General features: G+C 65.2%; 13 protein-coding genes. 5 read left to right on the top strand and 8 right to left on the bottom strand.

Annotation, left to right across the window (positions count from 1 at the left end):
* The first annotated feature begins 44 nt into the window (after positions 1-44).
* Positions 45-1,496, top strand: a complete 1,452-nt coding sequence (locus EJ070_RS15105) for an MFS transporter (RefSeq protein ID WP_126092080.1) — start codon at positions 45-47, stop codon at positions 1,494-1,496.
* Positions 1,497-1,627: 131 nt separating this feature from the next.
* Here the strand turns inward: EJ070_RS15105 and EJ070_RS15100 are convergent, their stop codons facing one another.
* Complete coding sequence (locus EJ070_RS15100) at positions 1,628-2,485, bottom strand: LysR family transcriptional regulator (protein ID WP_126095764.1); 858 nt, start codon at positions 2,483-2,485, stop codon at positions 1,628-1,630.
* 97 nt (positions 2,486-2,582) lie between these two features.
* Here EJ070_RS15100 and EJ070_RS15095 point away from each other — a divergent pair, with 97 nt between their 5' ends.
* Entirely contained in the window at positions 2,583-3,920 is a 1,338-nt protein-coding gene (locus tag EJ070_RS15095; RefSeq protein ID WP_126092079.1) for an aspartate aminotransferase family protein, read from the top strand.
* A gap of 61 nt (positions 3,921-3,981) precedes the next feature.
* Here the strand turns inward: EJ070_RS15095 and coaBC are convergent, their stop codons facing one another.
* From coaBC to ubiE, 3 genes are all read right to left on the bottom strand, one after another.
* Positions 3,982-5,454, bottom strand: a complete 1,473-nt coding sequence (coaBC, locus tag EJ070_RS15090) for a bifunctional phosphopantothenoylcysteine decarboxylase/phosphopantothenate--cysteine ligase CoaBC (RefSeq protein ID WP_210211979.1) — start codon at positions 5,452-5,454, stop codon at positions 3,982-3,984.
* A 73-nt stretch (positions 5,455-5,527) separates the two neighbouring features.
* Positions 5,528-7,102: a 2-polyprenylphenol 6-hydroxylase gene (ubiB, locus tag EJ070_RS15085; RefSeq protein ID WP_126092078.1), complete on the bottom strand. Its 1,575-nt coding sequence runs from the start codon at positions 7,100-7,102 to the stop codon at positions 5,528-5,530.
* A gap of 13 nt (positions 7,103-7,115) precedes the next feature.
* Positions 7,116-7,892 carry a bifunctional demethylmenaquinone methyltransferase/2-methoxy-6-polyprenyl-1,4-benzoquinol methylase UbiE gene (ubiE, locus tag EJ070_RS15080; protein WP_126092077.1) on the bottom strand — a complete coding sequence of 259 codons (777 nt, stop codon included), beginning with the start codon at positions 7,890-7,892 and terminating at the stop codon, positions 7,116-7,118.
* Between the two features lie 168 nt (positions 7,893-8,060).
* Here ubiE and EJ070_RS15075 point away from each other — a divergent pair, with 168 nt between their 5' ends.
* The 3 genes from EJ070_RS15075 to EJ070_RS15065 all read left to right on the top strand — a co-directional run bounded on the left by EJ070_RS15075 (position 8,061) and on the right by EJ070_RS15065 (position 10,493).
* On the top strand, positions 8,061-9,035 hold the full coding sequence (locus EJ070_RS15075; protein WP_126092076.1) for an adenosine deaminase: 975 nt from the start codon (positions 8,061-8,063) through the stop codon (positions 9,033-9,035).
* A 154-nt stretch (positions 9,036-9,189) separates the two neighbouring features.
* Complete coding sequence (gene upp, locus EJ070_RS15070) at positions 9,190-9,819, top strand: uracil phosphoribosyltransferase (protein WP_067002624.1); 630 nt, start codon at positions 9,190-9,192, stop codon at positions 9,817-9,819.
* A gap of 107 nt (positions 9,820-9,926) precedes the next feature.
* Positions 9,927-10,493, top strand: coding sequence for a TIGR02281 family clan AA aspartic protease (locus EJ070_RS15065; protein ID WP_126092075.1), 567 nt, complete (start codon positions 9,927-9,929; stop codon positions 10,491-10,493).
* A gap of 92 nt (positions 10,494-10,585) precedes the next feature.
* Here EJ070_RS15065 and deoA read toward each other — a convergent pair whose 3' ends face one another.
* The 4 genes from deoA to EJ070_RS15045 form a co-directional block, all read right to left on the bottom strand.
* A complete protein-coding gene (deoA, locus tag EJ070_RS15060; protein WP_126092074.1) occupies positions 10,586-11,902 on the bottom strand; it encodes a thymidine phosphorylase in 1,317 nt (438 codons plus the stop codon).
* The gene (locus tag EJ070_RS15055) at positions 11,902-12,708 is read right to left on the bottom strand and encodes a purine-nucleoside phosphorylase (RefSeq protein ID WP_126092073.1); all 807 of its coding nucleotides are present in this window, start codon (positions 12,706-12,708) and stop codon (positions 11,902-11,904) included. Before EJ070_RS15055 ends, deoA begins: the two co-directional genes overlap by 1 nt.
* A gap of 13 nt (positions 12,709-12,721) precedes the next feature.
* A complete protein-coding gene (gene cdd, locus EJ070_RS15050; RefSeq protein ID WP_126092072.1) occupies positions 12,722-13,114 on the bottom strand; it encodes a cytidine deaminase in 393 nt (130 codons plus the stop codon).
* Positions 13,115-13,188: 74 nt separating this feature from the next.
* Complete coding sequence (locus EJ070_RS15045) at positions 13,189-14,160, bottom strand: ABC transporter permease (RefSeq protein WP_126092071.1); 972 nt, start codon at positions 14,158-14,160, stop codon at positions 13,189-13,191.
* Position 14,161 lies beyond the last annotated feature (1 nt).

Here is a 14,161-nt window from a genome sequence, read left to right as displayed (position 1 = left end):
TTCGAAAAGCGAATGAGGCTGCGAATGGCCTCAAGGAGATCGACGTGACGGCAGCAGGCGGCAACAAGGTTGGCGTAAACAAGGTGGACTGGCGGGCGCTGTGGGCAAGCGGCGACCTGGCGCGCTTCTGCTTCATCAGCCTGGGCATCCTGCTGCATGCCACCAACGAGACGATGGTGGCGACGGTGATGCCGGCCATGGTCGGCGAGTTGGCGGGCGTGCAGCTGGTCGGCTGGTCGCTGGCGATCTACGAGCTCGGCGCCATTGTCGCGGGTGCCGCGGCCGGGCGGCTGGTGAGCTATGTCGCGCTGCGCTCCAACATGATGGTCGCGGCCCTGCTCTACGCGGCCGGCGCGCTGATCTGCGCCACGGCACCGTCGATGTGGCTGTTCCTCGCCGGACGCCTCGTCGAGGGACTAGGCGGCGGCGCGCTCGTGTCGCTGGCCTTCGTCTCGGTCGAAAGGCTGTTCCCACGCAACATCTGGCCGCAGCTCTTCGGCATCATATCGGCGATCTGGGGCGTTGCCGCCTTCAGCGGACCGATGCTCGGGGCGATCATGACCGAGTTCCTGTCGTGGCGCTGGGCCTTCGGCATCTTCACCTTCGGCGGCGCGGCAATGGCCCTGGCGAGCTTCATCGTGCTCGACACGCCTGAGGCGACGAAGCCGCAGGCTGGTGCCGGCACGGTACCGGCCTTTCCCTATCCGGCGCTCGCCTGCCTCGCCGTCAGCGTGGTGCTGATCGCCGCCGCCGCCATCGACATTGCCCTGTTGCGCTCGTCGCTGCTGCTCCTCCTCGGCCTGATTGGCCTGGCGCTGTTCTTCCGCATCGATGCCCTCAGGCCCCGCTCGCGCCTCTTCCCCTCGCCTTTGTTCTCATGGCGCTCGCCACTCGGCAGCGGCATGACCATGGTCGCGGCATTTTCCGTGGCCACCTGCACCTTCGCCATTTACGGACCGCTGCTTCTGACCACGCTGCACGGCATTCCGTTGCTGACCACCGGCTACATCATCGCCGCCGAATCGATCGCCTGGTCGATCCTGTCGATCTTCGTCGCCAACGCGCCGCTCGAGCGTGAACGGGTGATCATCGTCATCGGCGCGCTGATGATCGCCTCCGGCCTCGCCGGCTTCGCCTACACCATTCCGGCCGGCTCGATCCCGCTGATCCTGCTCTGTGCCCTGCTGCAGGGCGGCGGCTTCGGCGTTTGCTGGCCGTTCCTGACGCGCGTCATCGTCGCTTCGGCCCGCGACGGCGAGCAGACGATCGCCTCGGCCGCCGTGCCGACCATGCAGCGCATCGGCTATGCGGTGGGCGCGGCACTTGCCGGCATCGTCGCCAACGCCAGCGGGTTTTCGGAAGGCCTGAACCGCGAAGCCGCCGCAGGCGTCGCCGGCTGGCTGTTCCTCGCCTTCGTGCCGCTTGGCATTCTGGGTTGTGTTGCCGCACTGAGGATCTCGTCGACGGCGAACCGGCCTCAACTGGCGGCGGGTTGACGTGCGGGCAAACGACGGCCGCGAGAGCAATTCCAGGAAAAGTGCGTGACGGTTTCCGTCCGGAATTGCGTCAAAACATAGAGATGGGGCGGGTCGCCGTTTGCGTGAAACGGTGATCCGCCCTGGCGGTCTCAAAGTGACGGAAGAACGCTGCGGATATGATTGGCGAACGCCTCGACCGCGGGCGATCGTTCGGAATCGGCAAAGGCGATCAGAATGCCAAGGCTGGGCAACGGCGGAAGGGGTGTGCCCAGAACGTGCAGGTCGGGCGGCACTGCCTCCTCGGTCATCACGCTGATCGCCAGCCCGGACCGCGCAACGGCAATCAGTCCGGCAAGGCTGTTGCTGGCGTAGGCAATCCTGTAGCGCAACCCGGCGCGGGCCATGGCCTCGCAGGCTGCCTTGTGGTCGATGGCATTCGACGCGGCCAATGCCAGCGGCACGGTGTCATCGAAATCGTAGAGGTCCAGGGCCGGCCTGCTGCCAACCCAGACCAGCCGTTCTGTGCGCACGACGCCCTGTGCATCGTCCGTATTCGGGCTGGAGACAACCGCCAGGTCAATCTGGCGTGAATTGAGAAGCGTCCGCAGTTCGACCGTCGGCGCCGAAACGACCTTGATCTCGACATCGGGATAGACGGTTCCAAAACTCTGCAGCAGCGCCGGAAAGAACGCACTCAAATAATCTTCGGGACTGCCGAAGATGATCGAGCCATGCAGCCCCTTCTCCGAGAACGCCGAAATCGCCTCGTCATGGATTTTGAGAATGCGATCGGCATAGGCCAGGAAGCGTTCGCCGCTGCCTGTCAGCCGGACGCCGCTGCCGCTGCGATGAAACAGGGCCTGGCCGAGGGCTTCCTCGAGCCGCTGTATCTGCATGGTGACCGCGGACTGCGTGCGGCCGACCTGTATGGCCGTCGCACTGAGGGTTCCCGAATGGGCCGCGCGCACGAATGTCGCGAGCAGTCGGAGGTCGAGTGGAGTCTGCATATCAATTCCATTGATATCCGCATCCAACCACTATCAATTTTACTGCATCAGCGCCAGCCGCTAACTTTTCCCCACCAACGCTTGCTGGAGCTGGAAGATGTCAAAAAACTTGGATCGCAGGTTCTGGGCCTCTGCGCAAAACCACCTCATACGCTATGGCGGCGCCTTCGAACCCGCCATCATCGAGCGGGCGGCGGGCTCGTTCGTCTACGACGCGGATGACAAGCCCATCCTCGACTTCACCTCCGGGCAGATGAGCGCGCTGCTCGGTCATGCTCATCCCAGGATCGTTTCGACGGTCAGCCGGCAGGTCGAGAAGGCCGCGCACCTTTTCAGCGGCATGCTGTCCCGTCCGGTGGTCGAGCTCGCGGAGCGCCTCGCGGCGCTGGCCCCGGGGCTCGACCGGGTGCTGCTGCTTTCGACGGGGGCCGAGTCGAACGAAGCGGCCATCCGGATGGCGAAGCTGGTGACCGGCAAGCACGAGATCGTCGCCTTCTCGAAAAGCTGGCACGGCATGACCGGAGCCGCGGCGTCGGCGACCTACAGCGCCGGCCGCAAGGGCTATGGGCCCGCGACGGTCGGTTCGCTCGCGATCCCCGCGCCCAACAGCTTCCGGCCTCGCTTCAAGAACGCCGACGGCTCCCTGGACTGGCTCACGGAACTCAACGATGGCTTCGATCTGATCGACAGCCAGTCGACAGGCAACCTTGCGGCCTTCGTCGCCGAGCCGATCCTGTCCAGCGGCGGCATATTGGAGCTGCCGCAGGGCTATCTGGCGGCACTCCAGCAGAAGTGCCGCGAGCGTGGCATGCTGCTGATCCTCGATGAGGCGCAGACCGGCATCGGCCGGACAGGAACCATGTTCGCCTTCCAAAGGGACGGCGTCACGCCTGACATACTGACGCTGTCCAAGACCATCGGCGCGGGCCTGCCGCTATCGGCCGTCATGACAACGGCTGACATCGAAGAGGCGGCGCACGACAAGGGTTTCCTGTTCTACACCACGCATGTCTCCGATCCTCTGCCGGCGGCCGTGGGCCTCGCGGTGCTCGACGTGGTTGAGGAAGAAAAGCTCGTCGAGCGGGCACAGTATTTGGGCGCGAGGTTGTTTGACGGACTGTCACGGCTGAAACAGCGATACGAATGTGTCGGCGACGTGCGCGGCCGCGGCCTCCTGCTCGGGGTCGAGATCGTCAAGGATCGCAAGGACAGGGTTCCTGACCATCAGCTTGGCGCCGCTATCGCGGCTGAGGCGTTCCGGCGCGGTCTCAGCATGAACATCGTCAAGCTTCCGGGAATGGGCGGCGTCTTTCGCATAGCCCCGCCACTGACCATCTCCGAGGAAGAACTGGATCTCGGCTTGAGGATCATTGCCGAGTCGATCGAAGCCGGGCTTGCCGCAAGCACGAGCCGTCCCGGTATCGCCGCGGAGTGAGCTTATCGAGGTTGGCCTGCCGGCGCGCTCAGCGCGCCGGGTCTCCGACGGACGAAAGCATTCAAACAACGATCGTCCGCAGCCGCTCGGCGATCAAGGCGGCGAGCCGCGCCGCCACCTCGTCCTTGCCCATCTCCGGCCACTCCTCGACGCCGGTGCGGGAGACGATGCGCACCTTGTTGCGGTCGCCGCCCATGACGCCCGACGGGCCAATGCCGCTCTCATGCGAGACGTCGTTGGCGACGATGAAATCGGCGCCCTTCTTCCTGAGCTTGGCCTCGGCATTGGCGATCAGGTCCTGCGTCTCGGCGGCAAAGCCGACGACAAGACCCGGCCGCTGGCTGTGGTGGCCAACGCCGGCCAGGATGTCGGGATTCTCGACCATTTGCAGCGCAGGCGGTCCCTCTCCGGCCACCTTCTTGATCTTCTCGCCGGCGGCATTCGCCGTGCGCCAGTCGGCGACCGCCGCGACGAACACCGCCGCGTCCGCCGGCAAAAGGTTTTCGACCGCATCCTTCATCTCGGCCGCGGTTTCGACATGCGTGGTCGTGACCCCGGCCGGGTCGGCGATGGTGACCGGACCGGAAACCAGCCGGACATCGGCGCCGAGCTTTGCCAGCGCCGCGGCGATCGCATGCCCCTGCTTGCCGGACGAGCGATTGGCGATGTAGCGCACCGGATCGATCGGCTCATGCGTCGGCCCCGAGGTGACGATGATCCTGCGGCCCGAAAGCGGCTTCGGCTTCTCATCGAGCATGGCCTCAATGGCCGCGACGATCTCCAGCGGCTCGGCCATGCGGCCCTCGCCGGCCTCGTTGCTTTCCGCCATCTCGCCCCTGGCGGGGCCGACAAAGGCGATGCCGTCCTTCTGCAAGGTCACCCGGTTGCGGCGCGTCGCCGGATGCGACCACATTTTCGGATTCATCGCCGGCGCCATCAGCACCTTCTTGTCGGTGGCCAAAAGCACCGTCGAGGCGAGGTCGTTGGCATGGCCGTTGGCGAGCTTCGCCATCAGATCGGCGGTGGCTGGCGCCACCACAAGCAGGTCGGCCTCGCGCGACAGTCTGATATGGCCGACATCGTGCTCGTCATTACGGTCGAACAGCTCGGTGAAGACGTGATCGGCCGAAAGCGCGCCGACCGAGAGCGCGGTGATGAATTCCTGCGCCGCGGCCGTCATGACAACCCGGACGGAAGCACCCCGCTCGCGCAAGCGCCTGATCAGGTCGAGCGCCTTGTAGGCGGCGATGCCGCCGCCGATGATGAGCAGGATGCGTCTGCCGTAGAGCGTTCCCCGAACCGATGGTTTGCCGGATCCGGCAGAGGCGGGCGTCGCTTGTTGGCCGGGTCCGGTCAGCGCGCGCAGCGTCTTCTCGATCTGGTCGATGCGGTCGGCCTGCCCTGCCCGGCCTTCAACCGCCGCGCGGATCATCGCCCGCGCCTGCTCCTCCATCGAGCAGCCATTTTCGGCCGCCAGTTGCCGCAGCAGGTCCTTGACCTCGTCGTCAAGGTTGCGGATCGTGATGCTGGCCATGTGATTGCATCCGCTTCAAACTGGTGTCAGCAATGATAGCAATGCAATCAAATCACGGCAAGGCGGGCGGCGTTCAGAAGATCCGCCAAGCGATATAGATCAGCGTCAGCGCGATCACCCACAGCGCCACGCGGCCGGAGCGGGTATGGCGGGCTTCGGCCTTGCCGATGGCGCGCGCGGTCGCCTCGTCGAATCGCAGTCCATGTTCGGCCATCAGGTCGATTTCGCGCGACAGCCGCTCGGTACGGGCGGCAATATCCGGCGCTTGCCTTGCCAGCGCCACCAGCGCCTTGCCGGCGTCGCGAGCGTCGGTCAGCATTCCGCGCGGACCGAGATTGCCGGCGATCCAGTCGCTGACCACCGACTCCGACGTCTTCCACATGTTGAAGGCCGGATCGAGCGTGCGGGCGACGCCTTCGACGACGACCATGGTCTTTTGCAGCAGGATCAGTTCCGGTCGCGTCGCCATGTCGAAAAGTTCGGTGACCTCGAACAGAAGGGTCAAGAGCTTGGCCATCGAAATGGTGTCTGCCGATTGGCCATGGATCGGCTCGCCGATGGCGCGGATCGCCTGCGCGAAAGCCTCGACATTGTGCTGGCGCGGCACATAGCCGGCCTCGAAATGCACCTCGGCGACGCGCTGATAATCGCGAACGATGAAGCCGTAGAGGATCTCGGCTAGGAAACGCCGCTCCTTCTTGCCGAGCCTGCCGGCGATGCCGAGATCGACGGCGACGATGGTGCCGTCCGCCTCGACGAACAGATTGCCCGGATGCATGTCGGCATGGAAGAAGCCGTCGCGCAGCGTGTGCCTGAGGAACGACTGGATGAGATTGGCGGCGATCGCCTTGAGATCGTGACCTGCGGCGGCAAGGCCGACCAGATCGTTCATCTTGATGCCGTCGATCCACTCCATGGTGATCACGTCGCGGCCGGTCCGCTCCCAATCGACCGCGGGCACGCGGAAGCCCGGATCGTCTTTCGTGTTTTCACCGAGCTCTGAAAACGCGGCCGCCTCGAGCCGCATGTCCATTTCGACCTTGGTGGTCTGCGCCAGCGTTTGGGTCACCTCGATTGGCCGCAGTCGGCGCGACGAGGGAATGTATTTCTCCTGCAGGCGAGCGGCGAGGAAGTAGCTCTCGAGATCCTGGAAGAAGCGATGGCGCACGCCGGGCCGGATGACCTTCACCGCCACCCGTGAAGCCTTCCCGTCGCGAACGACTTCGGCGCCGTGCACCTGGGCGATCGAAGCAGCCGCAACCGGCTCTCCGAGGCTGGCATAGAGATCGTCGATCTTGCGCCCGAGCGAGGCCTCGATCGCCGCGATCGCCTCCGCTTTTGGGAAGGTGTGCATCTTGTCCTGCAGCAGGGCGAGGTCGACCGCCATGTCGTTGCCGACGACGTCCGGCCGCGTCGCCAGGAACTGCCCGAGCTTGACGTAGGATGGACCCAGTCGCACCACCGCCTGCGCCAGCCGGTCGCCGCGCTGGTGGGCGAGCGCGCGGCGGCGGGCGAGCACACGTGCGAGCCGCCAGCCGAGCTTCGGCATGCCGGAAAGCTCTTCTCCGGGCAGCGCCGCGACGACGCCTTCGCGGACCAGCACCCAGCCGGCCCTTGCGAGCCTGAAACCAGCCCCGACGGTAGTCATCGCTGCGCTTGCCTCAAAGCTTCCAGCCCGAATGAAGCGCGGCGATGCCGCCGGAATAGTTGCGGAAAGTGACGCGGTCGAAGCCCGCGCGGGTGATCATGGAAGCAAAATTCGCCTGGTTGGGGAACTTGCGGATCGATTCGACCAGGTAGGAATAGGGTTCACCATCGCCTGTCACCGCCTTGCCGATTTTCGGGATCGCGTTGAAGGACCAGGCCTCGTAGACCTTGTCGAGCAGCGGCATGTCGACCTCGGAAAACTCCAGGCAAAGCAAGCGCCCGCCGCGCTTCAGCACGCGGAAGGCTTCGCTCAGCGCCACATCGATGCGCGGCACGTTGCGGATGCCGAACGCGATCGTATAGGCGTCGAACGTTTCGTCCTCGAAGGGCAGCGCCTCGGCATTGGCCTCGACGAAAACGGTATTTTCCGAGAGGCCTTTCTTATCGGCCCTGTCGCGGCCGACTTCGAGCATCGAGCCGTTGATGTCGAGCACCGTGGCGTGCGCCTGGCGCTGGCTTGCCTCGATGATGCGGAAGGCGATGTCGCCCGTGCCGCCGGCGACGTCGAGCACCTTCCAGCCCGGACGCTTGGGCGGATTGAGCCACGCGACCATCGCGTCCTTCCACAGCCGGTGCAACCCGCCCGACATGAGATCGTTCATGAGGTCGTATCGATTGGCCACCTTATGGAAGACATCGTTGACGAGGGACTGCTTGTCGCCTGCGCCCACCTTCCTGAAACCATAGGAAGTTTCCATGCCACCCGCGGCCGTGGTTCTCTCAACTGACATTATTTTGATCCGCCATAAAACCGGCGGGACCATAGCCGATCGATGGGGCCGGCGCTATTGTCCGAGGCGCGGTTTTCGGCCGCGCCTTCAAAACGGGTTCGGGCAGGATTTCGCATGATTTTCCGCTCGGAATCGGCGCGAGGACAGAATACCGGACGGGATGGCCGCATGATTTTGAAAGCCGAATTGCACTGCCACATCGAAGGGGCAGCGGCGCCCGACATTGTCGTCGGCCAGGCCCGCAAATACGGCAAGGACCCCTCGCCCTATATCCAGAACGGCTCCTTCGTCTGGCATGATTTCACCTCCTTCCTCGCGGCCTACGACTTTGCCTCCGACCTGTTTCGCACGGAGGAGGACTATGCCCGTCTGACCGACCACTACCTCACCAGTCTCGCCCGCGACGGCGCGATCTATTCGGAGATCTTCACCTCGCCGGACCATGCCAGGAAGGCCGGTCTCTCGCCCAAGGCCTATACGGACGCGCTCGGCGAAGGCATGGCCCGCGCCAAGGCCAGGACGGGCATCGAGGGGCGCATGATCGTCACCGGCGTGCGCCATGCCGGCGTCGAGGCGATCGAGCAGGCGGCGCGCTTCGCGGCCCGCTGCGGCCATCCCCTGGTGACCGGTTTTGGCGTTGCCGGCGATGAGCGGATCGGCGATTTCGAGGATTATGTGCGGGCATTCGAGATCGCGCGCGAGGCAGGCCTCGGCGTCACCATCCACGCCGGAGAGTTGATGGGATGGGAAAGTGTCAAGGCAGCGCTGGACCACATCCGCCCATCGCGCATCGGCCATGGCGTGCGCGCCATCGAGAATCCGGACCTCGTCCGCCGTATCGCCGATCAGGGCGTGGTGCTGGAATGCTGCCCCGGCTCCAACATCGCGCTCAAGGTTTTCGCAAGCTTCGCCGAGCATCCCTTCCCGGCGCTGCGCGCCGCCGGCTGCAAGGTGACGCTCAACTCCGACGACCCGCCCTATTTCTGGACCTCCCTGAAGCGCGAATACGATATCGCCGCCGAGCATTTCGCGATGGACGACAAGGCGCTCACCGCCGTGACCAGGACGGCCATAGAGGCGGCCTTCGTCGACCGGAAGACCAAAGCGATGCTGCTAGGCCGGTTGGACGTGAAGGTGCGGTGAGAAGGGAATAGTGAGTAGTCAGTAGTGATTGATTTGGCCGTGGGCGCATCGCGCGGTTGAAGGCTGGCGCTTTCCCTCAGTCAGGGACTCGCAAATCGGCTCACTATTCACTACTCACTATTCACTACCCACTGCGAACCAGTCGGAGCACATCATGCAGGGCGTCACCGTCGTCGACCATCCCCTTGTCCAGCACAAGCTGACCATCATGCGCAAGAAGGAGACCTCGACGGCCGGTTTCCGGCGGCTGCTGCGCGAGATCTCGCTGCTTCTGGGCTACGAGGTCACGCGCAACCTTGAGCTCACCACCACCACCATCGAGACCCCGATCGAGGAGATGGAAGCGCCGACGCTGGAGGGCAAGAAGCTGGTCTTCGCCTCCGTGCTGCGTGCCGGCAATGGCCTGCTCGAAGGCCTGCTCGACCTGGTGCCGGCGGCGCGCGTCGCCCATATCGGCCTCTACCGCGACCACGAGACGCTCGAGGCGATCGAATATTTCTTCAAGGCGCCGAGCGACCTCGCCGATCGGCTGGTGATCGTCGTCGATCCGATGCTGGCGACCGCCAATTCCGCGATTGCGGCGATCGACAAGCTGAAGGGGCGCGGCGCCACCAACATCCGCTTCCTCTGCTTGCTGGCCGCGCCGGAGGGCATCGAACGCTTCACCAAGGCGCATCCGGACGTCCCGATCTTCACCGCTTCGATCGACCGCCAATTGAACGACAAGGGCTACATCATGCCGGGCCTCGGCGATGCCGGCGACCGTATGTACGGAACCAAGTGAGCGCCTTTTCTTAACCGCTCGTTTACGCAAAGATCACGGTTCCATCGCGCGTTAAATCTGAAAACACCATGCCGGCTTAAGGATGCGGCCTTCACGAAGGTCGATCCATGCTGCGCAAGCTTGTCATTCTTGGCGTCTTTGCCGGAACCTCGGCATCGATCCCGATCCTCTACCAATCGAACCCGCAGGCGGTCGAAAGCCTGCTGAAATCGGCGGTCGCGCCCAAACCGGCGGCGCCGGAGGCTCAGCCCAGCGTCAATCTCGCCTCGGTTCCAGCCAGGCCGGCGGCGCCGACGCCGCTTGGCCGCCAGGTGCTGGTCAATGCGGATGAACGTGGTCATTTCACCTCCGCCTTCAAGCTCAACGGCCGCCAGATCGACGGCATGATCGACACCGGCGCGACGCTGGTCGCCATCAACACATCGACGGCGCGCAGGATCGGCATTTCGCTCAACCAGTCGGATTTCAATCAACAGGTGAACACGGCAAACGGCGCCATCAAGGCGGCCGTGGTGACCGTCGAGCGCCTGCAGATCGGCAAGATCTCCATCGACAATGTCCAGGCGGTCGTTCTCGACGACCGGGCGCTGCAAACCAACCTGATCGGCATGAGCTTCCTGCAGCGGCTGCAGAAATACGAGGTCCAGAACGGCGCGCTGCTGCTCGTGCAGTAGATCTGGCCTGAAGCAATTCCAGGAAAAATGTGTAACGGTCAGGCTCGGCGCCTTCGCCGTAGCCTTCCGTCCGGAATTGTGTAGACAAATAGTTATAGCGGCAGGATCCGCCTGAGCACCGTCTTTTCGGCGGACGGCTTCGAGGCGCCGATCGTATAGGCGGAGCGCACCGCTGCGGCGGCAGCCTCGGCATCCGCCTCGGTCCGCGCATGAACCAGTGCCAGCGCCTCGCCCGCCCGCACTTCCCCGCCCACCGGCAGCAGCCTGGTGAGGCCGACGGCGTGATCGATCCTGTCGTCCGGACGGGTACGCCCGCCGCCCAGCGCGACGACGGCGAGCCCGATGTCGCGCGTCGCGATGCCGGTGACGAAGCCGTCCTCCACCGCTTCAACCGCCAATTCCACCGCCGCTTCGGGGAGATATTTTTCCGGGTTCTCGACGAAGTCGGCGGGACCGCCGAGCGTCGTCACCATACGCGCGAAGACCGCCGCCGCGCGGCCGCCGGCAAGCGTCTCGGCGGCGCGCCTGATCCCGTCCTGGTTCGACGACACAATCCCCGCCGACTGCAGCATTTCGGCGGCCAGCGCCAGCGTCACGTCCTCCAGCCGGCGGTCGCGGACCCGGCCGGTGAGGAAATCGACCGCGTTCTTCACCTCGACCGCATTGCCGGCGGCCGAGGCCAGCGGCTCGTTCATGCCGGTCACCAGCGCCGAGGCCTTCAGGCCCGCGCCATTGGCGACTTCGACCAGGCTGTTCGCCAACGCGACCGCATCGCGCGATTTCTCCATGAAGGCGCCGTTGCCGACCTTGACGTCGAGCACCAGCGAGCCGAGCCCGGCGGCGAGCTTTTTCGACAGGATCGAGGCGGTGATCAACGGCACCGACTCCACCGTGCCGGTCACGTCGCGGATCGCGTAGAGCCGGCGGTCGGCCGGCGCGAGATCGGCGGTCTGGCCGATAATGGCGCAGCCGGTTTCCAGCACCGTTTTGCGGAAGCGCGCCACATCCGGCTGGCTGGTATAGCCGGGAATGGCGTCCATCTTGTCGAGCGTGCCGCCGGTATGGCCAAGGCCGCGGCCGGAGATCATCGGCACATAGGCGCCGCAGGCGGCGACGATCGGCGCCAGCATCAGCGAGACATTGTCGCCGACGCCGCCGGTCGAATGCTTGTCGGTGACCGGGCCCGGCAGGTCGGACCAGTCGAGCACGTCGCCGGAATCGCGCATGGCAATCGTCAGCGCCACCGCCTCCTCACGGCTCATGCCTTTGAGGAACACGGCCATGGCAAAGGCGCCGATCTGTCCCTCCGAGAGGGTGCCGGCCGTTATCCCCTCGATGAAGGTCGCGATCTCGGACGCCGAGAGCCTGTGGCCGTCGCGCTTGCGGCGGATGATTTCCTGGGGGAGCATCAGCTTTCCGGCAAACCTTCCTGGAAGACACGCCGCAGGATCGTCGCCAGCCGCGCGCCGCCGATCGGCGCCATGTCCTTGGTTTCCTGGTGCGAGAGCTCGGCTCCGGTCATGCCGGCCGCCAGGTTGGTGATGACCGAGCAGGCGGCGACCTTGAGGCCGAGGAAGCGGGCGAGGATGACTTCCGGCACGGTCGACATGCCGACGGCGTTGGCGCCCATGATGCGCGCCATGCGGATCTCGGCCGGCGTCTCGAAACATGGTCCCGAGAACCACATGTAGACGCCCTGGTGCAGCGCGGTGCCGGTTGCCTTGGCCGCCTTCTCGATCGCCTTGCGCAGACCGGCATCATAGGCCTCGGTGAGGCCGACGAAGCGGCGGTCGCTCGGCTCACCGATCAGCGGATTGGAACCGGAAAAATTGATGTGGTCGGTGATCAGCATCACTGAACCCGGCCCCATGTCGGGCTCGACGGAGCCGGCGGCGTTGGTGAGAATGAGATGCGAGATGCCGATGCCGGCAAGCGCCTCCAGCGCCGGGCGCATCGCGGCGGCGTTGCCGTGCTCGTAGTAGTGGGCGCGGCCGGACAGCATCAGCACGGGCGTGCCGGCGAAATACCCGGCCACCACCTCGCCGGCATGGCCGGAGACACCGCTTCGCGGGAAGCCGGGCAGCTCGGCATAAGAGATACGCCGCGCATCCTCGACCTGGTCGACCAGTCCACCCAGGCCGGAACCCAAGACAAGGGCCGCGGTCGGCGCCAGCCCGTCGAGCTTCTCGACCAGATGATCCAGTGCTTCCTTCATTTCAAGCCGCTCTTCATTTCAAAATGTCGCCCCTGAAGCCGTAAGGCAGCATATCGCCCATGGTGACTGTTTCGACCACGCCGGTATTGTCGCAGAGATAGAGCTTGGTCTCCGGCCGGCAGAACTCCGCCAGCCGCTGCCGGCAGCCGCCGCAGGGCGTGCATCTGGCCATGCGCTCGGCAATCACCGCGATCTCGGTGATCTTGCCGCCGCCACCCATGATGTAGTGGCCGAGCGCCGTGGTCTCGGCGCACCAGCCTTCGGGATAGGACGCCACCTCGATGTTGGCGCCGGCAAAGATGCGCCCGTCCTCGGTGCGCAGCGCCGCGCCCACCGGAAACTTGGAATAGGGCGCATAGGCCTTCGCCATCGCGGCCTTCGCCGCCTCGAACAGATCATGCGACATTCAGGTCTTCTCTCCCACGATCTTGTCCAAAAGCCGATTGCCACCGAGGCGGGGCCGTTCGTGTCGTCGCGATCTCAGCGTTCCTTGACGTAGGGCACGCCGCCGGCGCGCGGCGGGATCGCCTTGCCGATGAAGCCGGCGAGCAGGATGACGGTGAGCACATAGGGCAATGCCTGCATGAACTGCACCGGTACCTTGCCGATGACCGGCAGCGCCGTGCCTTGCAGGCGGATCGACAGCGCGTCGAGGAAGCCGAACAGCAGGCAGGCGAACATGGCGTTGACCGGCTTCCATTTGGCGAAGATCAGCGCGGCGAGCGCAATGTAGCCCTTGCCCGCCGTCATGTCCTTCACGAAGCCGCCATTCTGCACCATCGACAGATAGGCGCCGGCGACGCCGGTAAGCACGCCGGTGCAGATCAGCGCCCGGTAGCGCAGCCAGGCGACCGAGATGCCGGCGGTGTCGACGGCGGCCGGGTTCTCGCCGACCGCGCGCATCCTGAGGCCGAAACGGGTGCGGAACAGCACCCACCAGGTGAACGGCACCATCGCGAAGGCGAAGTAGACCAGGATCGAATGACCCGAGATCAGCTCGGCATAGATCGGCCCGAGGATCGGCACGTCACGGACGGCTTCGGCGCCGGGCCAAACGATCGCCTCGAACCGCTCGCCCGGCTGCAGCGCCGGCGTGCGTCCGCCCTGCTGGAACCAGGCCTGGCCGAGGATGATGGTCGAGCCGGCGGCAACGAAATTGATGGCGACGCCGGAGACGATCTGGTTGCCGCGATGCGTGATCGAGGCGAAGCCGTGCACCATGGCGAAGGCGACCGAGATCAGGATGGCCATGCCGAGGCCGATCAAGGCGGAATGGAAGACCGAGGCCGCGGCTGCGCCGGCGAAGGCGCCGACCAGCATCTTGCCTTCGAGGCCGATGTCGAAGATGCCGGCGCGCTCGGAATAAAGGCCGGCGAGGCAGGCAAGCAGCAGCGGCACCGACAGTCGGATGGTCGAGTCCAGCACCTGGACGATGGCGGCGAAACTGTCCATC

The sequence above is a fragment of the Mesorhizobium sp. M1E.F.Ca.ET.045.02.1.1 genome (assembly GCF_003952485.1).
Classification (GTDB): domain Bacteria; phylum Pseudomonadota; class Alphaproteobacteria; order Rhizobiales; family Rhizobiaceae; genus Mesorhizobium.
The sequence above is the reverse complement of the archived record's forward strand: the minus strand, read 5'-3'. Positions and strand labels throughout refer to the sequence as shown.